Below are 26,567 nucleotides of genomic sequence, written 5' to 3'. Positions count from 1 at the left end.
CACAAAGCCATGCAGCTCACCATCGACCTCACAGGCCGCGATGTTCTGGTCACGGGCTCTGCCCACGCCGCGCGGCAAGCCGTGCGGCGCTTCGAAGCCGCCGGCGCCGTCGTATATCGGCTCAGCACCCCCGACGGAGCCGACTCTGACGGCCCGCTGCCCGAACGCCCTTTCCTGGTCGCGGCCGTCGACGACGGCCAGCCCGGCTGGGAACCCCTGCTCGAACGCTGCCGGGAAGCGGGGATCCCCGTCACCAGCGAACCGGCTGCAGGCGAGTCCGGGCACGTCACCTTGGTCGGCGGCGGTCCCGGCACCCTCGACCTCCTGACCGTAGGCGCGGTCAACGCGCTGCGGGACGCCGACGTCGTCTTTTACGACCGGCTTGCCCCCTACGCGGAACTGGCGCAACTGACGTCCGCGGAACTGGTGGATGTCGGCAAGCGCCCCGGGCACCACAAGGTCGCCCAATGCGACATCGAAAAGCTCATGGTGGACGCCGCGCTGACGGGCAAGAATGTGGTCCGGCTCAAAGGCGGTGACCCTTACGTGTTCGGCCGCGGCGGCGAAGAAGTCAGCGCCTGCGTGCAGGCGGGCGTCCCCGTCCGCGTCATCTCGGGCGTCACGAGCGCCATATCGGTCCCGGCGGCCGCCGGCATTCCCGTCACGCACCGCGAGGTCAGCCACATGTTCACCGTGGTATCCGGCCACGCACCGCTGACCGAGAAGGAACACACCCACCTGGCCGGGCTCGGCGGGACCATCGTGGTCCTCATGGGCATCGGTACCCTCCCCCAACTCGCTGCCGGGCTCCGGCGGGCGGGGATGGATCCCGCGATGCCCATGGCCGTCGTCGAACGCGGCTACCGCCCCGGACAACGCACCACCATCGCCGAACTCGGCACCATCGAAACCGCGGCCGCAGGCTGCACCAACCCGGCCGTCCTGGTCATCGGAGAGGTGGTCCGGGTGGCCGAAACCAACCGCGATCACACCGAAGCCACCGCAGACCTGGACCGCCTCGCGGCTTCCCTCCTTGAAGCCTGAAAGAACACACATGACTACGTTGAATGCCCTTGATTCCATCGATGCAGGCTCGCCGTTGGCCGCGCCCGGACCAAGCGACGATGCGCCGCTGGACGGTTTCCGGATCGGAGTGACTTCGCACAGGCGTTCACGTGACTTGATCGAGGCGCTCGAACGGCGCGGTGCTTCGGTGCTGCACGCTCCGGCGTTGAAGATCGCGCCGGTCCAGGAAGACGTCACGCTCATCGAGGACACGAAAACGATCATCGCGGCCAAGCCCGATATCTGCATCGCCACCACCGCCTACGGCATGCGGCGCTGGTGCGAGGCCGCCGACTCCTTCGGCATCGGCGAGCAACTTCTTGACGTCCTGGCCGCTTGCCGCATGTTCGTGCGGGGACCAAAAGCCCGGGGTGCGGTCCGCGCGGCAGGCCTTGCCGACGTCGGAATCAGCAGTGACGAAACCACCGCCACACTCGTGGACATGCTCCTTCAGGAAGGCGTCCGGGGGAAGACCGTCGCCGTGCAATTGCACGGCTACACCGACGTCCGCCAGTTGGAGCGCCTCCGCATGTCCGGCGCGACGGTCCTCACCGTCACCCCGTACCGCTGGGTAAAGCCCGACGGCGAAGACAAGCTGCCGCGCCTCATCGAAGCCGCCTGCAGTGGAGACTTGGATGTGCTCACCTTTACGAGCGCGCCCGCGGTAGACGCCATGTGGAGCACAGCCCACGAAATGGGCATGTACCGCCAACTGATCGAGGCCCTCAAGACCCAGGTGACTGTTGCCGCCGTCGGGCCCGTGACCGCACAACCGCTGATCGACGCCGGGCTCAGCCCCCTCATCCCGGACCGCTACCGCATGGGCGCGCTCATCCGTCTCGTCACCGAACATCTGGCCCTGAACCATGTGCGCCGGCTCGACACTCCCTCAGGGCATATCGAGCTGCGCGGTCGTTGCTTGAGGATCAATGGTTCCGTGGTGGAACTGGCCCCGGCTCCGCTGCTCCTGTTGCGCGCGCTTTTGGGAGCCGGGGGCGCAGTACTGTCCCGCGAGTCGCTTTCCGACCTGTTGGAACTGCGTGGCTCGGTCCACGCCCTGGACATGACGGTGAGCCGTTTGCGGTCCTCGCTCCCTGACGGAAAGCTCGTGGAAACCGTGGTCAAACGGGGCTACCGGCTGCGGGTCTAGCCCTGGTTCTTGTGGACGAGGTAGATGGCACCAGTGGTGACGTCCTCCTCAAGTGCTTCCAAGGTGCGGCCACGGGTTTCGGGAACTTGCTTGACGACGAAGATCAGTGCCAGCGCCCCGACGACGGCGAAGAGGAAGAACGTGCCGGTGATCCCGAGGCCCGCGACCAGCGACGGGAAGAACAGCGAAAGGAAACCGTTCACGACCCAGAGGAAGAAGATCGAGACGCCGGTACCGAAGCCGCGCATGTGCAGCGGGAAGACCTCCGACAGGTAGACCCACACCGCGACGTTCAGGAACGTCTGCATGGACCCGACGAAGGCAACCACCAGGAAGAGGATCACGTACGGGCGGATCGGGTTGCCGACGGGCAACATCATCGAGGCGAACCCGATCAGCAGGTGGCAGCTGGTGGTCAGCGTCAGGCCGAGAATGAAGGTCTTGCGACGGTCGATCCGGTCCATCAGGGTCAAAGCGATGACGCCGCCGATCACGGCGATCACGCCGGGCGCGATGTTCGCGATGAGCGCGCCGCTCTCGTTGAAGCCCGACTCGACGAGCACCGTCTGGCCGTAGTACATGATCGAGTTGATGCCGGTCAGCTGCTGGGCGACGCCCAGGCCGATTCCCACGAGGAGGATGCGGAACAGGTTCTTGTTGCTGAAGACCGCACGCCAGCCGATCTGCTGGCTCTCCTGCTCCTCCTTCGCGACGTTCTCGACCTCGCCAAGCTCCGCAAGTGCACGTTCCTCCGAGCGGACGGACCGCAGCACGGCGAGGGCCTCATCGTGCCGACCCTTCTCCACGAGCCAGCGCGGCGATTCGGGCACGCGGAGCATCCCGAAGAACAGCGCGATCGCCGGCAACGCGCAGACCGCAAGCATGATGCGCCACACACCGGGGATGTCGCCCCAGACGATGCCGATAATGGCATTGACGACGAAGGCCGCCAGCTGACCGACGACGATCATGAGCTCGTTGCGGCCCGCGAGGGAGCCACGGATCTCATACGGGGCCATCTCCGCCAGGAACACCGGGACCACCGCTGAGGCGCCCCCGACGGCGAGACCGAGCAGGATCCGGCCGACGACGAGCACCCCGAAACTCGGCGTGAATACGCACACCACGGTGCCGGCGAAGAACAGCACCGCCAGCAGAATGATCGTCTTGCGGCGCCCCCACCCGTCGGAAATGCGCCCGCCCGAGAGCGCACCGATCGCCGCGGCGAAAACGAGCGAGCTGGCAACGATGCCCTCGGTGAACGGGGTGAGGCCGAGCTCGGCCGTCATTGGCCTCAGGGCGCCATTGATGACACCCGTGTCGTAACCGAATAGCAGGCCACCGAAGGTGGCAATCAGGGCGACCAGGCCAAGGCGCTTACGATGCGGGCCGTTGGTCAGTGGGGGAAGCGCGACTGCGCTGCCGATTCCCCTATGGCTTTGCGTAGCAGACATCAGGACTCCTTTGTCTTGTGATGCGGGTCATACACCCGCTCTGAATAACAGACTAACGCGCGAAAGACTTAAATGTAAGGTCAATCTAACAAATGACTTAATTGAGACTTCTCCGTCATGGGAAGATGAGGGCATGGGTCCTGACCGGCAGCTCCGTCCCGCAACACAGAGCGATGTGGCTCGTGAAGTCGGCGTCTCCCGCACGCTCGTGTCCTTCGCATTCCGCGGTGCTCCGGGTGTCAGCGGCGAGACGAAACAGGCCATCTTCGACGCGGCAAAACGTCTCGGCTACCGGCCCAACGCGGCAGCTGCCGACCTGGCACGAAAGCATCGCTCCGCCGTCGGGCTCTATTTGATGGACATCCACAACGAGGTCTACGCGGACATCCTCAGCGGCGTAAGGATGTCACTTCCCCAGGCCCGCAACCGGCTCATCCTGAGCGTCTCCCAGTCTATCGACGGCGTGGACCCGGGAGCCGTGGACTCGCTGATCGAGGCGCGGGTGGGGATCATCATCGCCGCGACGCTGCTGGACCCGGACGAACGAGTGCGGGAACTGGCCCAAATAGTCCCGATCGTCAGTGTCGCGCGGCCCGTACCCGGCGTGGACAGCGTGTATTCGGACGACGACGCCGGCGCCCGCGCCGCCACCGAACACCTCCTCAGCCTTGGACACACCCGGATCGCCCATCTTGCCGGACCCGATTATGACGGCCACACGGTCCGCCGCAGAAGCTATGAGAAGACGATGCGCGACGCCGGTAGGGTGCCTTGGACCGTACCGGCCGATGACTTCACGCAAGAAGCCGGACGGCGTGCCGCAGTTGAACTGCTTGACTCCGCGGAGCGCCCGACGGCCATCTTCACCCACAATGACCAGTTCGCGATGGCGGTACGCGAAGCTGCCTACGCGTGGGGCCTGGCCATTCCCGGAGACCTGTCGCTCGTGGGCTACGACAATTCACGGACCGGCCGGCTCCACGGAATCGACCTGACGTCGGTGGACCTCCACGCAGTGGAACTGGGAAGCGTCGCCGGAGCCGTGGCCATGGACCGGCTCAATAATCCCGATGCTCCCGTCGCGGACACGCGCCTCACGCCCGAACTGGTAGTCCGAAACTCAACGGCACCCGCCCCCATGTGACCCAGCTCATTACCGGCCGGTAACCGGCAGGGAACGGGCCACCGGCAAATGGCAACAGCGGGGAAACACCAGCGAAAAACCCCGCGCCTACGCTGGGTACAGGCGCATCAACCACAGCTCAGTTCAGCGAAGGGACCCACCATGTCCATCACCCCGTCCGCAGGTTCCATCCACCTCGTCATCGCAGGAGCCGGGCCCGCAGCCCAGGCCCTGGTCCGCCAACTGGCAGGCAGTAGCACTACGTCGCGACAGCCGGGAACGGCAGCGTTCCACGGCACCATCACGGTCCTGAGCAACCGCGACGACTGCCCTGATGCGCTGCTGGAGATAGCCGCCCTCCCCCAGGTTTCCGTGCGTTTCGGCCAGGCCGCGAGCTTCATCGATGTCCAGACCCGCACGGTCACCACCACCGAAGGCCTCGAGTTCCCCTATGATCAGCTGGTCATTGCGACCGGGTCCTCCCCGATGTTCCCGCCCGTCCAAGGCGCTGCGCGTAGCTTGAGCTACTCCACCATCGACGACGCCGAGCAGATCGGCACCGCGGTCAAGGACATCACCCGGGTCCTGGGCCGTCGTCCGCTGGGGATACTGGTTGGCACCGGTCCGGCAGCCGGCCAGGCCGAGGCCGTGCTCCGCGCCCGCGGAGTCCGGCCCATCCGTACCACTTTGCGTCCAGCTGCCGTCATGCCTTCCGTCGCCGGCTCGGTCCTGCCTGCTACCGGGATCGTCTTCGAAGACGGGAGCAGCATGAACGGTGATCTTGTGGTGCTCGCCGAGGAACGGCTCCCCCGCAACGGGCTCGCTGAAAGTGCCGGCCTGCAAACAGCGCCCGACGGCGGCATCAGGGTGGGGCGCGACTTCGCCACTTCGGTGCCCGGCATCTGGGCAATCGGCGACGCCGCTTCCCGGGACGGCATGCGCCTTGGGCTCGTCTTGTCCTCGAATGCCGCGGCGGCACATTGCGCCTCCCGGCTTGAGGAAGACGCCAGGCTCCGCGCTTCCAGTGCCACACGGTCCGAGCGTTCCGAACGTTCCGCCGCTGCTTGAGGGGAGCCTCCACGGCAGCCGGGCGGTGTGGCAAGATGGTCATTTGACGAGCCGCGACCCTTGCGGCGCACCGGGCCCGCCACGGAAGGACCTCCATGAGCAACGAAGCCTCCACCGCACTGGACAATAGTGCAAGCATCGCTTCATACATCGACCACACTCTCCTCAAGCCAGAGGCCAGCGAGGCCGAGGTGCGCCAAGTCTGTGCCGAGGCGGCGGAGTACAAGTTCAAGTCGGTGTGCGTCAATCCGATTTGGGTCAAGACCGTAACGAAGGCCCTCAAAGGTTCCGGAGTGCTCACTTGTTCGGTTGTCGGCTTTCCGCTGGGCGCGACTCCCAGCGACGTCAAGGCTTTCGAAGCACGCGGTGCCGTTTTGGATGGTGCGGACGAAATCGACATGGTGATCAACATCGCCGCGGCCCGGGCCGGGGACAAGGGCGCGTTGGTGGATGACATCACCGCCGTAGCGGAGGCGGTCCACGCCGGCGGAGCCATCCTGAAGGTCATCATCGAGACGGCCCTGCTGAATGACGAGCAGAAGGTCCTCGCTTGCGAGGCATCTGTCGAGGCCGGGGCTGATTTCGTCAAGACCTCAACCGGTTTCAACGGTGGCGGCGCCACGGTGGAAGACGTTGCCCTCATGCGCAGGACGGTGGGCCCGGAGCTGGGCGTCAAGGCCTCCGGTGGAGTACGTTCCTTGGCCGATGCACAGGCTATGATTGCTGCTGGTGCAACACGTATCGGTGCGAGCTCCGGAATTGCCATCGTCAAGGGTGAACAAGGTTCATCCTCGTACTGAATGTCACGGAAGCCGCCATAGTTTTTGAGCCCCACGGGGCCGAGGAGGAAAGCATGTCCCAGAACGCCAGCCAGCCCATCGAAAAAGAGAACCCCCTGGCCCAGAGCATTCTGCTCTTTGTGTTCAGCATGGTCCTGTTCCTCGGCGCCATCTACTCGCTGACCTTCCTGACGCTGGAGAACACCTGGCCGATGGCCGTCTGCCTAGTCCTCTTTGGCCTCGCCTTCTGGATCCCGCAGACCATCCTCGGCCGCTCCAACTCGGCTGGCGAAAGCTAAGACCTAACTGCAAAAGCTGTGGCCCCGGACTTCGGTCCGGGGCCATAGTGGTTTAAGTGTGACTCCTTCGAAACCAAGTAGTACCACTCGCATTGGACTGCGAAAAACGGGTAACACCACTCGTTGTTAGTTAAACACTGCGCATGCCAGCATTTGGTCATCGATTGAATGGGCAATCGAAGCAAGAATTGGTAATTGCGAATTCCTTGCCGCTTCGCCTGTTCTGGGGAATACCAATTCAAAAAGGAGTTTCACTCATGCGCAAATTGAGCAAAAAGGGAAAAGTCTACGCCGTTGCAGCATCGGTTGCCCTTGTGGCAGCAAGCGGCGGAGCAGCCTTCGCCTACTGGACCACCACCGGCACCGGGTCGGGAGGGGCGGCCAACTCGGCAGGCGGAGGAACGGTCACCCTGCACGCCACCTTCGCGGCCGGCCTGGCACCAGGCAACTCGACGTCTGTCGCCTACACGGCCGACAATGCGAGCAACACCGACACAGTTGTGGGAGCCCTCACCGCAACGGTATCCACCAGCGATCCCACGCATTGCCTCGCTTCCTGGTTCACGGTTACCGCCTCGACCTCGAATTCGCCCGTGGCACACAACTCAACCGGCACGTCCGTCGGCAGCGGAACGCTGACCTTCCTCAACGACGCCGCCAGCCAAGACTCCTGCAAGGGCGCCACGGTGACGGTCACGGTCGGAAGTCTCTAGCCATCCAGCTGGTGGGCCCGTCACGGGCCCACCAGCTTGTGCTGTCCGCACAGAATCCACGCAGAACAGACCCAGAGGAGGAACCGGTGCCACGCATTCCGGAGCTATTCCGATCGCCGATCCGCACCGTCCGCGCGGGAGCTAAAGTGCTCCTGGCAGGCCTTCTTCTGGTGACCCTCACATCGGGCGTAGTGCTCGCCGCCAACAGCAACGGCACCCAAAACCCGCCCAAAGGCATTACGCTTCAGCTGGCACCCACCAACAGGACCGCCGTTCAGGGAACGTCGGCAAGCTACAACGTGGTGGTCCAGCCTTCGGGCGGCTTTACCGGGAATGTCTCGTTGTCGGCCACTGGGCTGCCGGCAGGTGCCACGGCATCGTTTTCTCCCGCCGTCGTAGCCACCGGGCCCGGATCAGGGTCAGCAACCCTCGACGTGTCCACCACTTCCGCCACACCTCTTGGAACCTACTCCCTGAGCCTCAAGGGCAGCAGCGGGACGCTACAGTCCGCCGTCGTCGTCGTTTCCTTGACGGTGACCGCCGGCCAGCACCAGCCGTTCACCATCTCAGGCGGCCCCACCGGAGTTCTCGCGCCGGGCTACGGCGTGCCGATTGATCTCCAGTTGGCGAACCCGGGCAATTCCAGCCTCAATGTCACTGGCCTCACTGTTTCCGTCACGGGAGTCACCCGGACTGCCCAGGCCATGGCTAACAACCGGCCGTGCAATCCTTCGGACTACGCAGTGACACAATTCAGCGGCAGCTATCCGATCGCCTCCCCGCCGGGCAATTCCTCCCTTTCCGGGAACGGAATTCCGGCGGCTCAATGGCCCCAGATAAAGATGCTGAATAGCTCGCTCAACCAGGACGGTTGCAAAGGCGCAACCCTCCAGCTTTCCTACTCCGGAACGGGACAGGGCAACTGACATGACTTCCAACGGACGGCTGAAGATCAGCGGAGGCCGGGGCGTCAAGGCCGCATTCCTGGCAGGCGCGCTCACCCTGGCACTCGGTACGGGGACGGCGTTTGCATACTGGGCCACGAACGGCTCCGGCAGCGGCTCCGCTGCCACCGGCGACATGCAAACGGTGACCGTCGACGCGCTCGTTCCCGGTGACACCCCGACGTCGATGCTGATCCCGGGTGGGACAGCCGACGTAGTGCTTCGGGTGACCAACCCGAACCCCTACCCGGTCCAGGTGTACAGCGTCATGGGCGACGGACCCGTCACCGCCGACACCGCGCATCCTGCCTGCACCACTACGGGCGTCACCTTCGCCGGCTCTCCCGGTCCACTCAGCCCGTCCGTTTCCATCCCCGCGAATTCGACAGCGTTGGTCACCCTCCCCGGGGCGGCGGGCATGGATACAACATCCCAGCCGGCCTGCCAGGGTGCCACCTTCCACCTTCCAGTCACGTTGGCGGTCCGAAAATGAGCACTAAACCACGGCACCACATGCCCCTCACTGTCGCTTGGCTTAGGACCCGTGCGCCGTGGGTACTGATCGGAATCCTCCTGGTGTCCGGCATCGGTTCGGCAGCCTACGCGTTCTGGCAGTCCATCAGCAGCAGCAACTTCGCCGCTGCCGCCGGGGACGCCGTCATGCCTGGAAGCAAGCCATCCGCCACTGCCACTGGCGCCGATATCTCAGTGAGCTGGACACCTGGTACGACGGCGGGCGGCAGGGCCGTTACCGGCTACACCGTGGCCCGGTACAACGCGGCCACCGGCGGATCCAAAACCCCTGCGACAGGGGCCTGCGCAGGCACCGTTACGGTCCTCAGTTGTGCCGAACACAACGTCCCCGGCGGAATATGGTTCTACACCGTCACCCCGGTCATCGCACTCTGGACCGGCGCTGAAAGCCCTCGCAGTGACGCCGTCAGCAGTGACAGCACACCGCCGGTGGCCTCCGTTGCGTCCATTTCCCCGACGCCCAACGCGTCCGGCTTCAACAACAGCAGCCCTGTCATCGTCAACCTGACAGCCCAGGACAACGCAGGCGGCTCCGGCGTCGCATCGATCACCTACGCCGTTGATTCCGGCAGCCAGACAACGGTGAATGCCGCCAACGCGGCCGTTACCGTCAGTGGCGACGGAACGCATGTCGTGTCCTACTTCGCGACCGACAACGCAGGCAACTCCTGCGCCTCCCAGAATCTTGCGATCAAGATCGATACCGTGGCACCCGGCGCGCCTTCGATCATCGTGCCCACGTACGTGAACAGCGCCAACGTTGCCGCTGTCCCGGTCAGCGGCACAGCTGAGCCCGGATCCACTCTGACCCTTACTGTCACCGATCCCGGTGCTGCCCACACGCTGGCACGAACAGTTGCAGTCAGCGGCTCCGGAGCATGGACGGCAACCGGCCTCGACCTGACCTCCCTGAACCAAGGCACCGTCACGTATGCCGCAAAAGCCACGGACGCTGCAGGCAACGCCGGCTCCACGGTAACCGTCACCAGCATCAAGGACACAGTGGCCCCGGCCGCCCCAACGATCTCCGCCCCGCTGTACGTCAACAGCGCCAACGTTGCCAACGTGCCAGTCAGCGGCACAGCGGAGGCTGGCGCGGCGGTAACCCTGGTCGTCACCGACGCCGGGGCCGCCCATACGGTAACGCAAACAGCGACGGCCAGCGGCACCGGCGCATGGTCCACAACCGGGCTCAACCTGGCAGCCCTCAACCAGGGCGCCGTCACGTACGCGGTCACCGCCACGGACGCCGCCGGCAATACCGGGACTACTACCACGGTTACTAAAACCAAGGACACGATCGCGCCCGGATTGCCGTCGATCACCGTCCCACCATTCGTGAATAGCGCCAATATGGCCAACGTCCCCATCAGCGGCACCGCCGAACCGGGCACATCGGTTGCGCTGAGCGTCACGGACCCCGGTCCGGCGCACACGGTGCAACAAACCGTGACGGCCAGTGGCACTGGTGCATGGTCCACGACTGCACTCAACCTCACGGGGCTGAACCAAGGCACGGCCACCTACCAGGTGACAGCGACCGACGCGGCCGGAAACGTGAGCGCCACCGTTACGGCGACGAACACGAAAGACACGGTTTCCGCTACTCCGGTGGTCAACGCTCCTGCCTTTGTGAACGGCGCCAACGTAGCCAGTGTCCCGGTCAGCGGAACCTCCGACGCCGGAGCGTCAGTCAGTCTGACTGTCACGGATGTCGGCACCCCCACTCACACCGTCAGCCAGACTGTCACCGCGACGGGCTCGGGGACCTGGTCTATCAGTGGACTCAACCTGGGCACGCTCAACCCCGGTGCCATCAGTTACTCGGCAACAGCCACGGACCCCGCCGGCAATGTCAGCGCCGCGGGTACGGCAAGCAGCACGAAGGACGTCGTGCCGCCTACAGTGACAGGGGTTGCACTGTCGAACGGTGGCAACACTGTTGGCACAGCTGACGTCTTAGACTCGGTGACCATTACCTATTCGGAGCGCATGGATGCGACCAAGTTCTGCCCAGGTTGGAATAACACCGGAACTCAGGTCCTGAACAGCAACAGCGATGTCGTCGTCACCCTCCATGACAACGGGTCCAACGACACTCTGACCGTCTCCAGCAGTGCATGTCCCTCCCTCAACATCGGGACCGTGGCCTTGGGCGGAAACTATGTTAGCTCCGCGACGGCAACGTTCCAGGGCTCGGGCAACGGGAAGGTTTCCTCGGTTCAATGGGATCCGGCCCTCTTCAAGCTCACGATTGTCCTCGGCACCAACAAAACCGGGACTCTAGCGTCGAGTGTTGCCGGAACCCCGTCCTACACCCCGCCGTCTGGACTGTCCGACCTGGCTGCGAACCCACTCGGCACAACGCCGTTTACATCAGCAGGTACGTCAAGGTTCTGACGTCGGGTCCCGGCGTCAGAACCAGCAAGTTCTGAAATCCACCGTCATCCACCCAAGCCGAGCATGAGCGCCAGGAGCGCCGGCCACTGGTTTCGGAGCAATGCCCACGCCGCTAGGCCAAATCCAACCATCGCGTAACCACCCACTGGAATCAGGACCAGCCATTCCCGCCGTGAACCGGCCTTGCCGAGCAAGGGAATGGAGAATGCGCCGTTGGCCCGCCAGATTCCGCTCACGAGGGGCAGCTTGCGCCAGAACTTCGGCGGCTTGATGACGATGGGCCACAGGAGCGGCACTCCCCCGGTGGTGATCATGTCGCCGACAATGTGGACTATCACGCCGGTGAGCATGGACAGCGGCAACCAGCTCCATTGGTGCGGAGCGAACCAGGTCACCAGTCCGGCCATAGCAAGGGCAAAAACCCAATTGACCAGCCACCCCGAGTTCGGGAACAGCTTCAGTGCTTTTGCGGCCAGGTTGATCATGAACATGCATAACAGCCCGGCCCCCACGGACAAACGGCCCACAGGAGTATCCAGCTGGAACTGGGCGGCCATGGCGGCGAGCACCACGAAGGCCGAGGCGCCCAGGAGTGAATGGGTTCCTTGCCGGTGCCCTCCGCTGGCCTTCTCGATCCCGACGGCGATCACGTTCGACAACGGCGGCAGTGAGTGGGCGATGGTGCTTGAGCGGTGGTCCCAATCGCACACCAAAGCAGTTCCCGCCGTCGTCATCGCCCCGATGAGGATTCCGGTGGCGTCCAGCGGGTACCAGCCCAAGGCGTACGGGCCGGTTGAAGCGATAGCTATCCACGCCGCAGCCCCGGACGCGGCGTGGTGTCCTCCCATCATCGCTTAGCCTGCGGTCTGCGAAGCGCTGGACGCCGGCGAAGCCGGGAAGAAGATAGCTTCGATCACAGTGTTGGCCCATTCCAGGATTTCGGCGTCCTGCAGGTCGCGGCCGCCGATCCTTGCCGTCTTGGGCTTGGGGAGCAGCACGGCGTCGAGGGCCGGCTTGATCTGCGATCCCGGGTACATGCGGTTGAGCCGCATGACCTTGGATTCGGGCAGCTGGGCGGGCGAGAAGCGGATGAAGTTGCCTTGGAGCGCGACGTCGGACAGCCCGGCTTCGCGGGCACCCACCCGGAAACGCGCGACGGCGATCAGGTTCTTCGCGGGCAGCGGCGGCTCACCGTAACGGTCCACGAGTTCGGCCAGTACCTCGTCGATGGCCTCGTTGGTGATGGCCGCGGCCAGTTTCCTATAGGCCTCGAGGCGCAGGCGTTCGCCGGGCACGTAGTCGTGCGGTAAGTGGGCGTTGACTGGCAGCTCGATCTTCATGTCGGCGGCCTTCTCTTCGGCCTCGCCCCGGTACTCGGCCACGGCTTCGCCCACCAGGCGGATGTACAGGTCGAAGCCGACTCCTTGGATGTGCCCGGACTGTTCCCCGCCCAGCAGGTTGCCGGCACCGCGGATTTCGAGGTCTTTCATGGCCAACTGCATACCCGCGCCAAGCTCGTTGTGGGCCGCGACGGCCTTGAGGCGTTCGAGCGCCACTTCGCCCAACGGCTTCTCGGAGGGGTACAGGAAGTAGGCGTAGGCGCGTTCCCGGCCACGGCCCACGCGGCCGCGCAACTGGTGGAGCTGGGAAAGCCCGTACTTGTCCGCGCCGTCCACAATCAGGGTGTTGGCGTTGGAAATATCCAGGCCGGTCTCAATGATGGTGGTGCAGACCAGGACGTCAAAGCGCTTCTCCCAGAAGTCCACGATGATTTTTTCCAGGCGACTCTCGGACATCTGACCATGCGCCACTTCCACGCGGGCTTCGGGGACGAGTTCCCGGATCTGGGCGGCGATGCGCTCAATCGAGGACACCCGGTTGTGGACGAAGAACACCTGGCCTTCGCGCATGAGTTCGCGTCGGATCGCCGCGGAGGTCTGCTTGTTGGTGAACGGCCCGACGTACGTCAGCACGGGGTGCCGCTCCTCCGGCGGCGTGGCCAGGGTGGACGTTTCGCGGATGCCCGTGAGGGACATCTCCAAGGTGCGCGGGATGGGAGTGGCGCTCATGGCCAGGACATCCACGTTGGTGCGCATCTTTTTGAGGGCTTCCTTGTGCTCCACGCCGAAGCGCTGCTCCTCATCGACGATCACCAAACCGAGATCCTTGAACTCGAAGTCCTTGGACAGCAGGCGGTGCGTGCCAATGACCACATCCACGGAGCCATTCTTGACTCCCTCCATGGTTTCCTTGGCTTCCTTCGCACCTTGGAACCGTGACAGCGGCTTGACGCGCAAAGGGAATCCGGAGAAGCGCTCGGTGAACGTTTCATAGTGCTGCTGGGCGAGCAGCGTGGTGGGAACCAGAACTGCGACCTGCTTGCCGTCCTGTACCGCCTTGAATGCGGCACGCACGGCGATCTCGGTCTTCCCGTAGCCGACGTCGCCAGAGACGAGCCGGTCCATGGGGATCTCGCGTTCCATGTCGGCCTTGACCTCGTTGATGGTGGTGAGCTGGTCCGGCGTCTCCACATACGGGAAGGCTTCCTCAAGCTCCCGCTGCCATGGCGTGTCCGGAGCGAAGGCATGCCCTCGCGAGGCCATTCGGGCGGAGTACAGCCTGATGAGCTCGCCCGCGATTTCCTTCACGGCCTTGCGGGCCTTGGACTTGGTGCTCGCCCAGTCCGCCCCGCCCATCTTGCTCAACGACGGCGTGTCGCCACCGACGTAGCGGGTCACCTGGTCCAGCTGGTCCGTGGGCACGAAAAGCCGGTCGCCGGGCGCACCGCGCTTGGACGCGGCGTACTCAAGCACGAGGTACTCGCGAAGACCGGCGTCTCCCCCGGAGGAACCGGCAGATGAGCCGGCCACTTTGCGCTGGATCAGCTCCACGAACTTTCCGATCCCGTGCTGTTCGTGGACCACGAAGTCGCCTGCGTGCAGCTGGAGGGGGTCGACGGCGTTGCGCCGCTTCGAGGGCATGCGCCGCATGTCCTTCGTGGAGCCGGCCGACGAGCGGCCCAGGAGGTCCGCTTCCGTGAGGAGCCCCAGCTTGAGGCCGTCCAGGACAAAACCGCGTCCGACGGCGGCAGTGGTCACCTCGATGATGCCTGCCTGGGGTTCGTGGGCCAGGGAGTCGACGCGGGAACACGGGATATCAGCATCATGGAACAATTCGGCGAGGCGCTGGGCAGGCCCGGGGCCGTCCGTCGCCACCACGATGCGCCATTGGTCCCGCACATGGGAACCGATGAATTCGAGCATTTCCGCGACGTCGCCCTGGTATCCGCGCGGTTCACGGGCGTGCAGGTTCAGGACGTCGATGTCGAGGACCAGGTCTTCGTCGGTCGCCAACGACGTGATGGACCACCAGGAGACGCCGTGGGCCATCGCCGCACTCCGGGTGTCCGTCAAGGATTGGAAACTGGCCGCGTGCAACGCTGAAGCGGCTTGGGAGCCCAATACCGAGTCGAGATCGAGGGGCGCCGCCCCGCCGTCGGACGCCGTGGACCAGGCCGCTTCGAGGAACTCCTCGTTGGTGGCGGCGAGGTCATGCGCGCGGGTGCGGACCTTCTCAGGTTCAATGACCACACCGATCGAACCTGCCGGCAACTGGTCCACGAAAGGCACCATGGCGTCCACCAGGACCGGCGCCAGGGACTCCATGCCCTCGACGGCGATGCCGCCCGCGATCTTTTCCAACATGTCCGCGGCGGCCGGCATGTCGGCCTTGAGCTTCGCGGCGCGGGACATGACCGCCGGCGTGATGAGGATTTCCCGGCAAGGCGGGGCGTGCAACTCGCTGGGGTGGTGCACGGCCGGACCCGAGAGCGAACGCTGGTCGGCCACCGCAAACCAGCGCATCTGGTCCACTTCGTCGCCGAAGAATTCCACCCTGATCGGGTGGTCCTCGGTGGGTGGGAACACGTCCAAAATACCGCCCCTGACGGCGAATTCACCACGGTGGGTAACCATGTCCACGCGCGAGTAGGCAGCGTCGGCAAGGCGGCGTACCACGTCGCTGAAGGGCATTTCCTGCCCCACCCTCAATGTCACCGGGACCAGCTCTCCGAGGCCCGCCACGACCGGCTGGACCACGGCGCGAACGGGCGCCACGACCACCCGCAGGGGTCCCGCCGTCGAGCTCTCCGGGTGGGCCAGGCGGCGAAGGACCGAGAGCCTGCGGCCCACGGTGTCCGAGCGCGGGGAGAGCCTTTCGTGCGGCAGGGTTTCCCAGCTGGGGAAGGCCGCCACTGAGTCCGCGGGGAGATAGGCGGCCAAGGCCTCGGTGAGGTCCTCGGCTTCTCGACCCGTTGCCGTGACGGCCAACACCACGGCGCTGTCTTCAAGCTTCCGGGAGGCGAGGCCGTCGGCCATTTCCGCCAGCAGCGCGGCCCTCAAGCCTGCGGGGGCGCTGATCTGGTAGTCGCTGCTGCGTTCGCCGAACGCCCGCGAAGCCTCAGGCCTGACCCGCGCGAACGTCCGGTCCTCACCCAGGGCACGCCGCAATCCATCAAGGGATGCGACAGTGCCGGCAGGGCTGATTCCGGAGTTGACCGCTGATGGTTGGCCTTTGGGGCTCATGGATGGCACTCCTCGGAAGAGGGAAGTCGGATAGGGAAAGGCAGCACGAAAACCCGAAATTCTCTCGAATCCCGGGGCGTTCCTAGCCTACCCCGCCCACACCGTAGGATGTTTGGGAGCCGCAAGAGCTTTCAACCGAGATATTCACGGAGGACCCCCATGGCCCTGAACGCATCCACCACCCTGCCCTACGGCGTCGACCGCGTAGCAGCTACTTTCATTGACGAAGACTTCCTGCGCCACACGAGCGAGTATGTCGGCGGCACGCTGGAATCATTCCAGATCGACGGCGACGTCGCCGGACCCTTCACCACCACAACGGTCCGCACCCTGCCCACCACGCGCCTCCCGGAGATCGCCCGCAAATTCGTGGGCGAGAAACTCACCGTCACCCAGACCGAGAAATGGGACGCCCCGACGGCCGACGGCTCCCGGACCAGCCACATCTCCCTGAAGATTTCCGGCGCACCGCTGGATGTCACCGCAGTGCAGCGCCTGGTGGCCGACGGCGGCAACACCCGCGTCGAGCTCGAAGGTGCCGTCACGTCGTCGGTTCCATTCCTCGGCGGCAAGATCGCCGACGCAGCCGAACCGATGGTGGGCAAGGCCTTGAACATCCAGTCCCAGCAGGCCCAGGCCTGGCTCGAAAGCCACTAGCGTGCAGCTGGCAGCCGGGCTGTCGATTGTGCTGATCGTCGCAGGCGCGTGGTCACTGATTGTGTGGCCACAGTTCCTGCGCCGCGTCATGGCCGACTCCCGTGCCCGCGACGCCAACGGGAAAGCCACGAAGTTCCTCACGGTCCACGTCGTGTTGGTCACCATCTCCATGGTGCTCGGACTCGCGACGGCGGTCATCGGGATCACGGGGCTGCTCACCTAAACGCCCCTTCCGAGCCCAACTAGCTCGCATTTGTTGTCGTTTTGACGGCTCATAACGACAACAACTGCGAGTGAGTTGGGAGCCTCGGCTAAAATAGAACACAGGTGCGCCGGGAAGTCTGGTCGGCAACAGTTTTGTCGACCCCGAACTCCCCAAGGAGCCACATGGCGAACCGTCCGCACCGCGCTGCCCCTTCCAGGGTTTTGAGCCGCTCCAGCTTCCCCGAGTACCAACGGATCCTGGCTATTCTGCGCACTGAAACCGTCGGCGGCGCACTCTTGCTCGCCGCCACGGTGGCCGCGCTCGTCTGGGCAAACTCACCCCTGGCGAACGGCTACTTCGCACTGCGCGAAGTGAAGATCGGCTACGCTCCCTGGCATCTGGAATTGAGCCTGGGCCACTGGGCCTCCGACGGGCTCCTGGCCGTTTTCTTCTTCATCGCCGGGCTGGAGCTCAAGCGTGAATTCGTGGCCGGGGAACTGCGGAAGCCCGCAAAAGCAATCGTCCCGGTGGCGGCGGCAGTGGGCGGCGTGGCCCTTCCCGCGCTCATCTACGTGGTCATCAACCTCGGCTCGGGCGCGGAAACACTCAAGGGCTGGGCTATCCCGACGGCCACGGACATCGCGTTCGCGTTGGCTGTCCTGGCAGTCATCAACACGCATTTGCCGGCCGCGTTGCGGACCTTCCTGCTGACCCTGGCCGTGGTGGATGACTTGATTGCTATCGGCATCATCGCGTTCTTCTACTCGAACGGCCTCGAACCCTTCATGCTGCTGGCCGCTGCGGTGCCCCTGGCCCTCTTTGCTTTCCTCGTCCAGAAACGGGTTCGCAGCTGGTACCTGCTCCTCCCCTTGGCGGCGGCCACCTGGGCCTTCGTCCACGCCTCGGGAATCCACGCCACCGTCGCCGGGGTCCTGCTCGGTTTCGCCGTACCCGTCGTGGCCTCAGGCAAGAAGGGTGAACCTGCGGCCGGGCTCGCCGAAAGTTTCGAACACCGCTTGCGTCCTTTCTCCGCAGGCTTTGCCGTACCTGTTTTCGCGTTCTTCTCTGCCGGCGTGGCTTTGGGCGGCGCCGAGGGACTCGGAGCTGCCCTGAGCGACCCGGTAGCTATAGGGATCGTTCTGGCCCTCGTGGTGGGCAAGACGGCAGGAGTCTTCGGCACTACATTCCTCATCACCAAGACCACCCGCGCGCGGTTGGATGACGGCCTGACATGGATCGACGTCGCGGGGCTGGCCATGCTGGCGGGCGTCGGTTTCACCGTCTCCCTCCTCATCGCCGAGCTGGGCTTCGGTACCGGTTCCCCGCACGATGACCACGCGAAAGTGGCCATCCTCGCCGGTTCCCTCGCCGCGGCGGTGCTTGCCGCCGTCGTGCTCAAAGCCCGCAACCGGCACTACCGCAGCGTCGCGTGGGAGGAGCAAAGGGACGCCGACGGCGATGGCGTCCCCGATGTTTTTACCCGCGCCTGATGCACCTGGTCACGTTCGCCCGCGTTGGGCGGTTCGAGGATAAGCCGGCCGTCATCGATTGCCGCGCAAGAACCGGACGATCCTGCCGGTCACCCGGCCGGGACGCCTGGCAAGATCGGTAAAGCTGGTCCTGTTCAGGACGGTTTCTTCCAAGGACGCCACCCTTCGGCCCAGCTCGTCCACACTTGAATTTATCCGCTCCGCCAACTCGCGCAACTCACGGATCGCACCTTCTTGCTGGCCGTGCATCTGGGCCAAATAGAGCAAGGTTCCGTATCCAGTCTTGCCTGCCTCTTCGCGAAGGTAGACATCACGCACATAGCGGTCGAACTTCTGGTGGTCATCGGCACCGGCGATGACACTGTTTCCCATGTCGCCGCGCTCTGATGGTCGATGGCACCAGTAGGCAAGGGGCTCGCCGTCCAGCAATTCAATGGGAGACGCCGAAAGGAAACGGAGGTTGAACTCCCAATCCCCCACGGCGTCCAGCGCTTCGTTGTAACACCCGATCCGCTCCAGGATGGAACGGCGGTACAGGAAGGAAATCGGCACCACCCGGTTGCTGCGAAGCATATCGGACAAGGTGATCGCCCGAAGCTCATGCTCAAACCCCTGGGAGCCGGTCTGCTCGATGACTCCGCCGCGGATTTCCTCATAGACGATATCCGTCCGGACGGCCACGCCCTGGGCCTGCGGCGCCCCCTCGAGGAAGCCCACGGTCTTCTTCAAGAAGTCCCTGTGCCAACGATCGTCGTCGTCATGAATGGAGATGAACTCCGAGTCCGTGGCATGGATTCCCGCGTTGGACGCGGCCTCCATGCCTTTGCTGGCCTCGTGATGGAGGATCGTCAGCTTGCCGGCGGGAAGGTGGTCCCAGGTCCTGGCGAGCGCGTCTACGGGAACAGGATCCCCGCCGTCGTTCACGACGACCACCGCAACATCCTCGAAGGACTGGTCAAAGATGTCCGCGAGCGCCCTGCGCAAGAGGACCGGCCGGTTTTTTGTGCGTACGACGACGGCGACGCGGGCCTGGGCGTTCATCGACGGCCTCCGGAAACACGGCGCAGCAGGTTGGCACCTTCGCGCAACATGGAAGCGGTCCTGAACGATCGTGATTGCACGATTCGTTCCTTTTCATTCAGGGCTTCATTCCGTTCATGCAACAGTAGATCGCGTTGCGAGCGGACGTCGTCCCACTCCGTCCAGAGGCTGGCGATACCGCCGCTCAATGCACGGAACTGGGCCCGTTGGCCGCGGGCCTGTTTGGCCCACTCCGAGTCCGATTCAAGCGTCACGACGTCCCCCAGCCCCTTTGCTGCTTCGACGCCTGTCGCCGAGAAAATGCTTGCGACGGCGTCCCACCAGTTCTCGTGGACGGCGTGTATCTGGGGACGCAGCGAGTCGAGGTGCTCGCGGATTTCCGCGCGCCTCGTCCATGCTTCGGCGATCGCAAGGTCGAAACCGCCGATGTCGAGGCTGCTCAGCGGCAAGGCCCAGTCCTGCACACCCCAGTTGCCCATGGCTCCATGCAATCTCACATCCGAGTAGGAGTCATTCGCGAGCGCAACAACCGGCACGCCGGCAGCTAGGCCGAAGACCACAGGATGGTAGCGGTTTGTCAGCACTAGCTCCGATGCCACCGTCAATGCCGCGGCCGCGGGAGCCGGAAGCACGGGGCAAACGTGAACCCGGCCGCTCCGGGAGTGTGCCAGTACAGTTTCATGGGACTCGTGGTCACCGCCCTGGCCATGTTGGCCCAGGGGGCCGACGTGCGGGATCAGATAGACCGGAAGGCCGGTCAGCTCCACGGCCCGGTCCAACACCTCTCCCAGCTTTGCAAGGCTGCGGGTTCCGTCCCGCCAGGATTCGGGACCAAAGGTCGCCGCAATGAAAGGGCCGGCCGGATACTCGAACTCTTCCCGGGCTGGATTTTCCGCGCCTACCGATCCGGGCAGTGCGCCTACCGATCCGGGCAGTGCGCCTACCGATCCGGGCGGGACCAGGAAGCTGGCATCGTCCAGGACCCTGATGAGCTTCCCGGAACCCAGGCCCATCTGGAAGCCCAGCGCATAGGAGGATGGCTCCCTCGCACCCACCAACGCCGCGTAATCCAAGAGCTCATGGAGAATTTGCTGATCCTGGGGTAACAGCGTGGGACCGAAAGTCTGTCCGCTCACAACCAAGGGCTTGCCCAGTTCCTTCGCGATAAGGCCCAGCGCCGCACGTTCATAGAGCAACCATCCATACAATGAATTCATGTTGCCGCCGCCCGCGATCAGCACGCCGTCGGCCGATTTCACTTCGTCAATGACCCGCCACACCGAATCTTGCGGGGGCAACGCCGTCCTGTCTCCGCGAGCCGCCCGGCGGACGAGCTCCAAGTGGTTGCTGCGCTCTGCCGGCGGCCAGGGGAACACCAAGGTGTCTATCGCGGCCGTGCCGTAAAGCTCCCCGGTTTGTCCCGGGTCGCGGGTGAGGAGGACGATTCCGGCTTGCAACCGGGCTCGAAGTTCATCAGCCGCTGCGATTGCCATCGCCTCGTCACCGACGTGGTAGGCCACCTGGCCCAAATCGCCTTGTACCAGAATCTTCAACGCTCGGTCCTTCCCTAACCATGCACGCAGTGGTTGCAGTGGCTAGGCTCCCAACCACTTCCGGATGCGCTGAAACAGCCTATCGTTCTTCTCCGGGGACTCCGAACCTTGACGATTCTCCGGGTTTTGAGTGCTGACACCCAGGAAATGCCACGACGGGAATGATACGAGTAGCCGATATTTCAAATGGAGTAATGAGTCTTTCAAGTAGGGTGGTTGGCACGCTGTTTGGCCGGTTTCGGCAGGAATACCTTGCTGCTATGGACGCGAATAGTATGGAACGAGTGTGGCATGGGGCCCACAGGAAAGCCCAAGAGAAGAACTGGTCATTGATCTTTGTTTGGGCAATTCTCGGTCTCATGTCGATTTCGGTGCTCATCGCAGCGGTACCCAAATGATGCGGTGACTAGGCCAACGGTACAAAAAAGCTCGGACCGGTTTTTGCGGGTCCGAGCTTTTCTTTGCCTCGTAGGCTTTTCAACGTCATCTCGTAGGCTTTTCAACGTCATATAGTCGGCCGTGAACCCCGCAGCATGGCTGCGTTGGTGCGTCCGGCCCTTACTGCATCAGTCCCGCGACGGCGGCGAGAATTGTCGCGGCGACGAGGACGAGCAACATTCCCACAACCACGAATTCCGCCCTGCGGACCCGATGCTGGCTCCGGCGCCATTCGCGCCTGCTCTCCAAGGTAATCATGCTTCGAGGCTAAGTCCGGCCCGGAGCCCGAAATAGAGTGGACGCTACTCGACCTCGGGCTACCCGCATTAGAGAGCCTGGGACACCCCTTGGCCCGCCTCGGCTTGGCGCAGCGCGTCCTCCGCGGCAACCCATGCGAGCATGGCGCACTTTACCCGGGCAGGATACTTGGCAACCCCGGCCAGGGCGGCAGCGTCCTGCAGCAGTTCCTCATCCGCTTCCAGCTTGCCGCGCGAACGCATCAATTCCCGGAAGTGATCGATCGTGTGGCGAAGGGACGTCGGGGACATGCCCGGTGCCATTTCACTGAGGATGGACGCGGAGGCCATCGAAATGGCACAGCCGTCACCGTCCCAATGGATCTCCGTGACAGCCTGTCCGTCACCGTCGGTGCCGAGACTCAGCCGGAGGGTGATTTCGTCCCCGCAAATGGGATTGAGCTGGTGGCTCTGTCCCGTTCCGCCCTGTCCCGTTCCGCTCTGTCCCGGGCCGGGAGTGCCCGTTGCCGCGGCCGGAAGCTTGGCGAGGTCTCCACCGCTGCGGGTCTTGGAGTGCTCCAGGATCAGCTGCTGGTACAAGGAATCCAGGCCGCTCATAATGTGGCTCCGGCAGCGGTTACACCAAAGTATGGCCTGATCTGCGCGACGGCCTCGACCAGCAGGTCGACTTCTTCGGACGTGGTGTACAGGTACGTACTGGCCCTGGTGGAAGCGCTCAGGCCCAGCCTGCGGTGCAGGGGCTGGGCACAATGGTGACCCACCCGGACGGCGATGCCCAGATCATCGAGGTACTGCCCGACGTCGTGCGCGTGCACTCCGGCGACGTCGAACGCGGCAAGTCCGGTCCGTTCTTCTCCTGGACCGGGTCCCAGCACGCGCACGCCGTCGATAGCGCTAAGGCCTGTGACAAGCCTTTGGCCAAGCTCCGCCTCACGAAGGGCGATCCGGTGCATTCCTGTTTCGCTGAGGTAGTTTGCTGCGGCAGCCAGTGCCACCGCCTGAGAAATAGCCTGGGTTCCGGCCTCGAAACGCTGCGGGGCGGGCAGGTACTGGGCTTCCTCCATGGTCACGGTAGTGATCATGGAACCACCGGTCAGGAACGGTGGCATGGCATTGAGTAGTTCGCTGCGGCCATAGACCGCGCCGATACCCGTGGGCCCCAGCATTTTGTGGCCGGAGAATACCGCGAAATCCACGTCCAGGGCCTTGAAGTCCAAGGGCAGGTGCGGCGCGGACTGGCAGGCGTCCAGGACCACCAAGGCGCCCACTTCCCGGGCCATCCGGACCAACACGTCCACGGGGTTGATGTTGCCAAGCACGTTGGAGGTGTGGGTGAAGGCCAGGATCCTGGTGCGCGCGGTCATGAGGCGTGCTGCTTCCTCAAGACGCAGCGCACCGGCGTCGTCCAGGGGAATGTACTTGAGGCTTGCTCCGGTCCGCCGGCACAATTCCTGCCAGGGGATCAAGTTGGCATGGTGTTCCATTTCGGTGACAAGCACTTCGTCGCCCGGCTTGAGGGCAAAACGCCCGGCGTCGCCGGCTGCCCGCCCCACGCTGGCGTTCGAAAACGAATAGGCCAGGAGGTTCAGCCCGGCGGTGGCGTTGGCGGTCCAGATCAGCTCATCGTCCTGCACTCCCACAAAACGTGCCACGGTGGCACGCGCTTCCTCGAAGGCGTCCGTGGCTTCTACCGCAAGATGGTGCGCGCCGCGATGGACGGCGGAGTTCCGCTGTTCATAGAATTCCTGCTCAGCCTCGAGAACGCTCCGGGGGTTCTGCGAGGTGGCTCCCGAATCCAGGTAGACCAGCGGTTTGCCGTTGATTTCCTGCTCAAGAACGGGGAAGTCGTTGCGGATGCGACGGACTTCATCGTCATCGAGTGCGGAAACCTGGGCATCTCCCCTCGCGGGGGTGGAAACCATTGTCAAAACCGGTGCTCCTTGTTAGGACTACGTGGCAATCGCCAGCGGCTGACCGCCAGGAGTGGCGGCGTCACCTAGTAATTGTCCCACCAATCGGCTTCGCTGCCTTCATCCGCGGAGCGCCGACCCTACTCCTCCGGCTTCGCCAACTCGTCCCACAGTTCGGAGAGCTTCTGCCTGCGCGAAACCCCGAGCTTGCCGTAAACCCGCTGCAGGTGGGCGTTGACCGTGTTCACCGCGATACCCAATCGAGCAGCCACCTCAGCACTGCTCAGCCCGGAGGCCACCAAGGCGGTGACTTCCCGTTCACGCTGTGAAAGCTTGACAATGCCGGGAAGGACCGAGGACCCGGTCTCCGGACCGACCGGGTGGGGCTCGTCAAAAGCGAACGCTTCCTCCTGGTCGAACGCTTGCTGAGGTTCCCCCGTGCTTACTTGCCCTGTTCCCATTTCCTGTCCTGCTTCCTGTCCCGACGGTATGCCGGACTCGACGCTCCACACCAGTTCGGACACTCCCGCTCCCAGCTGCCTGTATCCCCGGCTGCCGGTGCGGGCAGCCAGGCCGAGATTCAACATTTCGAGGGCCCGGTGTCCCTTCTTGGCGGCAGAACCGGCAAGTTGGAGCAGTTTCCGGTGCGAGTGTTCCGCGCCAACCAGCACTGACCGGGCGGCGGACGAATAGCTTTCGGCGAGCTGCGAGGCGAGATAGTTCCCGCCGCTGGCCCGCGAGTCGTAGGCCGCCAAGGCGCGACGTACCTGGTTGACATCGCCCAGCAACCACGCAGCCGCGGCAAGTCCTCCGAGGGCCGGCGGCAGGAGTCCGTCGGGGTCGGCTTCATCGAGCCGGGCCTTGGCCTGGCGGAATTGTTCACATGCCAGTTCCAGGCTCCCCTGCCTGGCGAGGACGAGCGCCCTGTAGAGGTGGGCGGAGCCGCCGAAATAGCTCATCCGGTTGCTGAAGCTGGAACTGCCGGCGCAGAACATTTCGGGGCCACCCCATTGCCCGCGCCAGATCAGATTGGACCCGTGGATGGTCAGCACCGTGGAGTGGAAGTCCACGGGGCACCGTGGCAGCCGCCCCACGGCTTCGAGGGCCAGCGTCGAAAGGGCGACGGCGTCCGCGAACCGTCCGCTGACGGCCAGCCCTTGGGATACGAGGGCCATCAACAGCACGCCAGCCTGGGTAGGCGGTGGTGGATGGCGCTCCGTACGCAATCCAGGATCGACCAATTGGCTATGGCTAAGCCTTTGGAACAGCTCACCACTGGCTGAAGGCCAGGTGCCGTTCTGCGCATCCAGATACAGCTGGAGAACATCCAGTTCGTCCCGGACGGCCGAATGGTCACGATGGGCCTCCCCGCCCGGCTGGATTCCGACGGCGGCAGCCTCCAGCCGCCGTCGGGCATCCTGGAGGACCGCCTGCAGCACACTGGCCCCGGGCGATGTCGGCAAAAGCGCATGCAGCAGGAGCCATACCGCGTGGGCGAAGTCCAGAGTCAGGACGTCGGGGGTGTTCGCCACCAAACCCTTCAGGACCCTGACCGCCCCGGAGAAATCCCTTGTTTGGTAGAGGGCCCTTGCCAGTTCCACACCTGCAACCAGTCCGAGTTCCGGCGCCTGCACCGCTTCCGCGGACCGCCGGGCCCTCCGATTGTCGTGAATGTCGTTTGCGGCAATGGCCACGGCCAAAAGATCGGCGTCGGGCACCGGCAGACCACTCGCCTGTTCGAGGTCCACGCGACGGAACAGCGTCCAAAGCGAGTCATCGGCAACGGGTGAAAACGACGCGTAGATGCTCCGCCGTAGTTCGAGGATCCGTGCAGCTCCCAGCTGCTGCCGGGCCAGCCTCCCCTCGATGGCGTGGCTGAGCGTTGCCGTCTCCTGGCTGTCTTTCTGGACACGGATCGTTCCGTCGGCCCGCAGCGCTTCGATCGCCCGCTTTTGGACAAGTTGGTCAAGGACTGCCAGCGGTATGGGCTCCCCCACCGCCAGAATGTCCACGACCTGCCGCTGCGGCACGGAATAGCCCTCAAGCCGGTGGCGGGTCAGCTCGAGCGCTTGCGAACCGTCCAGGCGGATCGGCCCGGACAATATCCAGGAATCAGCCTGCTCCACGATCTCGCCACGCGCCGCGGCTTCGTCCACCAGCAACTTCGCGGTCTGCAGGTTTCCTCCGGTGAGGGCATGGATGTCCCGGACCAGGCTGCGGGCAGCACGCCCGCCGAGGCGATCATCAAGGAATTCGCGGAGCTGCTGCTCCGTAAGATCATCCAGCGTCACAACGGAAAGCTGCCGTGAAACCACGGACTCCATGAGTTCCATCCTCAAGGGCCGGTCCGAGCGGTGTGTGGCAATCAGGCGGATGTCCGGTTCAACAAGCAATTGGCTCAGGAGCCAAAGGGACATGTCATCCAGGAAATCGATGTTGTCCAGCACCAGCAAGGCGGCGGATCCGGATGTCGCAGCCCCACGTATTGCTTTGCGGCAAGCTGCCACGATGGAACCCGGCCACACCTTGGCCCTGGCCGGCAGGTCCGGAACAAGCGCCATGGCGATTCCAAAAGGAATGTCCGCGAATGACTCCGAGACGTTGTGGGCGATTACGCTAAAGGACCCGCCCAGCACTGAAGCCGCGGCGTCCAAGAGGGTGGTCATTCCGGAGCCGCCCGGTCCCGAGATGACTATCCCGGCCGGTTCCGGCCCTGACAAGGCAATGACAATCTCCTGGAGCTCGGCTGCCCGAATAATCGGGGGCGAGGTGTGGGTCCCTTCGGTTTCGTCCATGGTCCTGTCTCATCTTCGGGCCGCCGGACACACGTTCCTGACGGCTGTGGCACGGACCGGTGTCATTTCCAAACGTTACCTCCGGGTTTCAGCCCTGAATTGAGTGGTA

General features: G+C 64.3%; 22 protein-coding genes. 13 read left to right on the top strand and 9 right to left on the bottom strand.

What is annotated here, in order from left to right; translation table 11 throughout:
- Positions 1-9: 9 nt before the first annotated feature.
- On the top strand, positions 10-1,044 hold the full coding sequence (gene cobA, locus AC1DJW_RS04655) for a uroporphyrinogen-III C-methyltransferase (RefSeq protein WP_459340595.1): 1,035 nt from the start codon (positions 10-12) through the stop codon (positions 1,042-1,044).
- A 10-nt stretch (positions 1,045-1,054) separates the two neighbouring features.
- Positions 1,055-2,215 (top strand): uroporphyrinogen-III synthase, encoded by a 1,161-nt coding sequence (locus AC1DJW_RS04650; RefSeq protein ID WP_459340596.1) that lies wholly within the window; start codon positions 1,055-1,057, stop codon positions 2,213-2,215.
- On the opposite strand, the gene AC1DJW_RS04645 is transcribed toward AC1DJW_RS04650, so the two are convergent.
- On the bottom strand, positions 2,212-3,669 hold the full coding sequence (locus AC1DJW_RS04645; protein ID WP_284752552.1) for a sugar porter family MFS transporter: 1,458 nt from the start codon (positions 3,667-3,669) through the stop codon (positions 2,212-2,214). The genes AC1DJW_RS04650 and AC1DJW_RS04645 overlap by 4 nt on opposite strands.
- A 133-nt stretch (positions 3,670-3,802) precedes the next feature.
- On the opposite strand from AC1DJW_RS04645, the gene AC1DJW_RS04640 reads away from it, so the two are divergent.
- The 8 genes from AC1DJW_RS04640 to AC1DJW_RS04605 all read left to right on the top strand — a co-directional run bounded on the left by AC1DJW_RS04640 (position 3,803) and on the right by AC1DJW_RS04605 (position 11,529).
- Positions 3,803-4,813 (top strand): LacI family DNA-binding transcriptional regulator, encoded by a 1,011-nt coding sequence (locus AC1DJW_RS04640; protein WP_459340598.1) that lies wholly within the window; start codon positions 3,803-3,805, stop codon positions 4,811-4,813.
- A gap of 141 nt (positions 4,814-4,954) precedes the next feature.
- The gene (locus AC1DJW_RS04635) at positions 4,955-5,860 is read left to right on the top strand and encodes an FAD-dependent oxidoreductase (protein WP_476900824.1); all 906 of its coding nucleotides are present in this window, start codon (positions 4,955-4,957) and stop codon (positions 5,858-5,860) included.
- A gap of 95 nt (positions 5,861-5,955) precedes the next feature.
- Positions 5,956-6,660 carry a deoxyribose-phosphate aldolase gene (gene deoC / locus AC1DJW_RS04630; protein ID WP_390279699.1) on the top strand — a complete coding sequence of 235 codons (705 nt, stop codon included), beginning with the start codon at positions 5,956-5,958 and terminating at the stop codon, positions 6,658-6,660.
- Between the two features lie 53 nt (positions 6,661-6,713).
- Complete coding sequence (locus tag AC1DJW_RS04625; RefSeq protein WP_284752548.1) at positions 6,714-6,938, top strand: hypothetical protein; 225 nt, start codon at positions 6,714-6,716, stop codon at positions 6,936-6,938.
- Positions 6,939-7,195: 257 nt separating this feature from the next.
- On the top strand, positions 7,196-7,651 hold the full coding sequence (locus tag AC1DJW_RS04620; RefSeq protein ID WP_390279697.1) for a hypothetical protein: 456 nt from the start codon (positions 7,196-7,198) through the stop codon (positions 7,649-7,651).
- Between the two features lie 86 nt (positions 7,652-7,737).
- Positions 7,738-8,577 carry a COG1470 family protein gene (locus tag AC1DJW_RS04615; protein ID WP_476900823.1) on the top strand — a complete coding sequence of 280 codons (840 nt, stop codon included), beginning with the start codon at positions 7,738-7,740 and terminating at the stop codon, positions 8,575-8,577.
- A 1-nt stretch (position 8,578) separates the two neighbouring features.
- The gene (locus AC1DJW_RS04610) at positions 8,579-9,088 is read left to right on the top strand and encodes a hypothetical protein (protein ID WP_459340601.1); all 510 of its coding nucleotides are present in this window, start codon (positions 8,579-8,581) and stop codon (positions 9,086-9,088) included.
- Positions 9,085-11,529: a beta strand repeat-containing protein gene (locus AC1DJW_RS04605; protein ID WP_459340602.1), complete on the top strand. Its 2,445-nt coding sequence runs from the start codon at positions 9,085-9,087 to the stop codon at positions 11,527-11,529. The genes AC1DJW_RS04610 and AC1DJW_RS04605 overlap by 4 nt, the downstream gene beginning before the upstream one ends.
- Before the next feature lie 44 nt (positions 11,530-11,573).
- Here the strand turns inward: AC1DJW_RS04605 and AC1DJW_RS04600 are convergent, their stop codons facing one another.
- Both AC1DJW_RS04600 and mfd read right to left on the bottom strand, forming a co-directional pair.
- Positions 11,574-12,380, bottom strand: a complete 807-nt coding sequence (locus tag AC1DJW_RS04600) for a metal-dependent hydrolase (protein WP_390279689.1) — start codon at positions 12,378-12,380, stop codon at positions 11,574-11,576.
- 3 nt (positions 12,381-12,383) lie between these two features.
- Entirely contained in the window at positions 12,384-16,112 is a 3,729-nt protein-coding gene (gene mfd, locus AC1DJW_RS04595; RefSeq protein ID WP_476900822.1) for a transcription-repair coupling factor, read from the bottom strand.
- A 159-nt stretch (positions 16,113-16,271) separates the two neighbouring features.
- Here mfd and AC1DJW_RS04590 point away from each other — a divergent pair, with 159 nt between their 5' ends.
- The 3 genes from AC1DJW_RS04590 to nhaA all read left to right on the top strand — a co-directional run bounded on the left by AC1DJW_RS04590 (position 16,272) and on the right by nhaA (position 18,464).
- A complete protein-coding gene (locus AC1DJW_RS04590; RefSeq protein ID WP_284752541.1) occupies positions 16,272-16,769 on the top strand; it encodes a DUF2505 domain-containing protein in 498 nt (165 codons plus the stop codon).
- A 1-nt stretch (position 16,770) separates the two neighbouring features.
- Positions 16,771-16,992, top strand: coding sequence for an SCO4848 family membrane protein (locus AC1DJW_RS04585; RefSeq protein WP_284752540.1), 222 nt, complete (start codon positions 16,771-16,773; stop codon positions 16,990-16,992).
- A 164-nt stretch (positions 16,993-17,156) separates the two neighbouring features.
- Positions 17,157-18,464 carry a Na+/H+ antiporter NhaA gene (gene nhaA / locus AC1DJW_RS04580; protein WP_390279685.1) on the top strand — a complete coding sequence of 436 codons (1,308 nt, stop codon included), beginning with the start codon at positions 17,157-17,159 and terminating at the stop codon, positions 18,462-18,464.
- Between the two features lie 51 nt (positions 18,465-18,515).
- Here nhaA and AC1DJW_RS04575 read toward each other — a convergent pair whose 3' ends face one another.
- The 6 genes from AC1DJW_RS04575 to AC1DJW_RS04550 all read right to left on the bottom strand — a co-directional run bounded on the left by AC1DJW_RS04575 (position 18,516) and on the right by AC1DJW_RS04550 (position 26,458).
- Positions 18,516-19,505 carry a glycosyltransferase family 2 protein gene (locus tag AC1DJW_RS04575; protein ID WP_390279683.1) on the bottom strand — a complete coding sequence of 330 codons (990 nt, stop codon included), beginning with the start codon at positions 19,503-19,505 and terminating at the stop codon, positions 18,516-18,518.
- The gene (locus AC1DJW_RS04570) at positions 19,502-21,058 is read right to left on the bottom strand and encodes a polysaccharide pyruvyl transferase family protein (protein ID WP_459340604.1); all 1,557 of its coding nucleotides are present in this window, start codon (positions 21,056-21,058) and stop codon (positions 19,502-19,504) included. The genes AC1DJW_RS04575 and AC1DJW_RS04570 overlap by 4 nt, the downstream gene beginning before the upstream one ends.
- Before the next feature lie 558 nt (positions 21,059-21,616).
- Complete coding sequence (locus AC1DJW_RS04565) at positions 21,617-21,754, bottom strand: hypothetical protein (RefSeq protein ID WP_390279679.1); 138 nt, start codon at positions 21,752-21,754, stop codon at positions 21,617-21,619.
- A 68-nt stretch (positions 21,755-21,822) separates the two neighbouring features.
- Positions 21,823-22,350 carry a Fe-S cluster assembly sulfur transfer protein SufU gene (sufU, locus tag AC1DJW_RS04560; RefSeq protein ID WP_459340605.1) on the bottom strand — a complete coding sequence of 176 codons (528 nt, stop codon included), beginning with the start codon at positions 22,348-22,350 and terminating at the stop codon, positions 21,823-21,825.
- The gene (locus AC1DJW_RS04555; protein WP_390279675.1) at positions 22,347-23,681 is read right to left on the bottom strand and encodes a SufS family cysteine desulfurase; all 1,335 of its coding nucleotides are present in this window, start codon (positions 23,679-23,681) and stop codon (positions 22,347-22,349) included. The genes sufU and AC1DJW_RS04555 overlap by 4 nt, the downstream gene beginning before the upstream one ends.
- 122 nt (positions 23,682-23,803) lie before the next feature.
- The gene (locus AC1DJW_RS04550; protein ID WP_390279673.1) at positions 23,804-26,458 is read right to left on the bottom strand and encodes a helix-turn-helix transcriptional regulator; all 2,655 of its coding nucleotides are present in this window, start codon (positions 26,456-26,458) and stop codon (positions 23,804-23,806) included.
- Positions 26,459-26,567 lie beyond the last annotated feature (109 nt).

Source organism: Arthrobacter sp. 05L417 (assembly GCF_056397865.1).
This window is presented reverse-complemented; position numbering and strand designations above follow the sequence as displayed.

What these genes read in the sequence shown, in the direction of transcription:
- AC1DJW_RS04550 (WP_390279673.1), bottom strand. Translation starts at nt 26,458, where the DNA reads ATGGACGAAACCGAAGGGACCCACACCTCGCCCCCGATTATTCGGGCA.
- AC1DJW_RS04605 (WP_459340602.1), top strand. Translation starts at nt 9,085, where the DNA reads ATGAGCACTAAACCACGGCACCACATGCCCCTCACTGTCGCTTGGCTT.
- sufU (WP_459340605.1), bottom strand. Translation starts at nt 22,350, where the DNA reads ATGAGCGGCCTGGATTCCTTGTACCAGCAGCTGATCCTGGAGCACTCC.
- mfd (WP_476900822.1), bottom strand. Translation starts at nt 16,112, where the DNA reads ATGAGCCCCAAAGGCCAACCATCAGCGGTCAACTCCGGAATCAGCCCT.
- nhaA (WP_390279685.1), top strand. Translation starts at nt 17,157, where the DNA reads ATGGCGAACCGTCCGCACCGCGCTGCCCCTTCCAGGGTTTTGAGCCGC.
- AC1DJW_RS04635 (WP_476900824.1), top strand. Translation starts at nt 4,955, where the DNA reads ATGTCCATCACCCCGTCCGCAGGTTCCATCCACCTCGTCATCGCAGGA.
- AC1DJW_RS04620 (WP_390279697.1), top strand. Translation starts at nt 7,196, where the DNA reads ATGCGCAAATTGAGCAAAAAGGGAAAAGTCTACGCCGTTGCAGCATCG.
- AC1DJW_RS04590 (WP_284752541.1), top strand. Translation starts at nt 16,272, where the DNA reads ATGGCCCTGAACGCATCCACCACCCTGCCCTACGGCGTCGACCGCGTA.
- AC1DJW_RS04610 (WP_459340601.1), top strand. Translation starts at nt 8,579, where the DNA reads ATGACTTCCAACGGACGGCTGAAGATCAGCGGAGGCCGGGGCGTCAAG.
- AC1DJW_RS04565 (WP_390279679.1), bottom strand. Translation starts at nt 21,754, where the DNA reads ATGATTACCTTGGAGAGCAGGCGCGAATGGCGCCGGAGCCAGCATCGG.
- AC1DJW_RS04575 (WP_390279683.1), bottom strand. Translation starts at nt 19,505, where the DNA reads ATGAACGCCCAGGCCCGCGTCGCCGTCGTCGTACGCACAAAAAACCGG.
- cobA (WP_459340595.1), top strand. Translation starts at nt 10, where the DNA reads ATGCAGCTCACCATCGACCTCACAGGCCGCGATGTTCTGGTCACGGGC.
- AC1DJW_RS04600 (WP_390279689.1), bottom strand. Translation starts at nt 12,380, where the DNA reads ATGATGGGAGGACACCACGCCGCGTCCGGGGCTGCGGCGTGGATAGCT.
- AC1DJW_RS04625 (WP_284752548.1), top strand. Translation starts at nt 6,714, where the DNA reads ATGTCCCAGAACGCCAGCCAGCCCATCGAAAAAGAGAACCCCCTGGCC.
- AC1DJW_RS04650 (WP_459340596.1), top strand. Translation starts at nt 1,055, where the DNA reads ATGACTACGTTGAATGCCCTTGATTCCATCGATGCAGGCTCGCCGTTG.
- AC1DJW_RS04640 (WP_459340598.1), top strand. Translation starts at nt 3,803, where the DNA reads ATGGGTCCTGACCGGCAGCTCCGTCCCGCAACACAGAGCGATGTGGCT.
- AC1DJW_RS04645 (WP_284752552.1), bottom strand. Translation starts at nt 3,669, where the DNA reads ATGTCTGCTACGCAAAGCCATAGGGGAATCGGCAGCGCAGTCGCGCTT.
- deoC (WP_390279699.1), top strand. Translation starts at nt 5,956, where the DNA reads ATGAGCAACGAAGCCTCCACCGCACTGGACAATAGTGCAAGCATCGCT.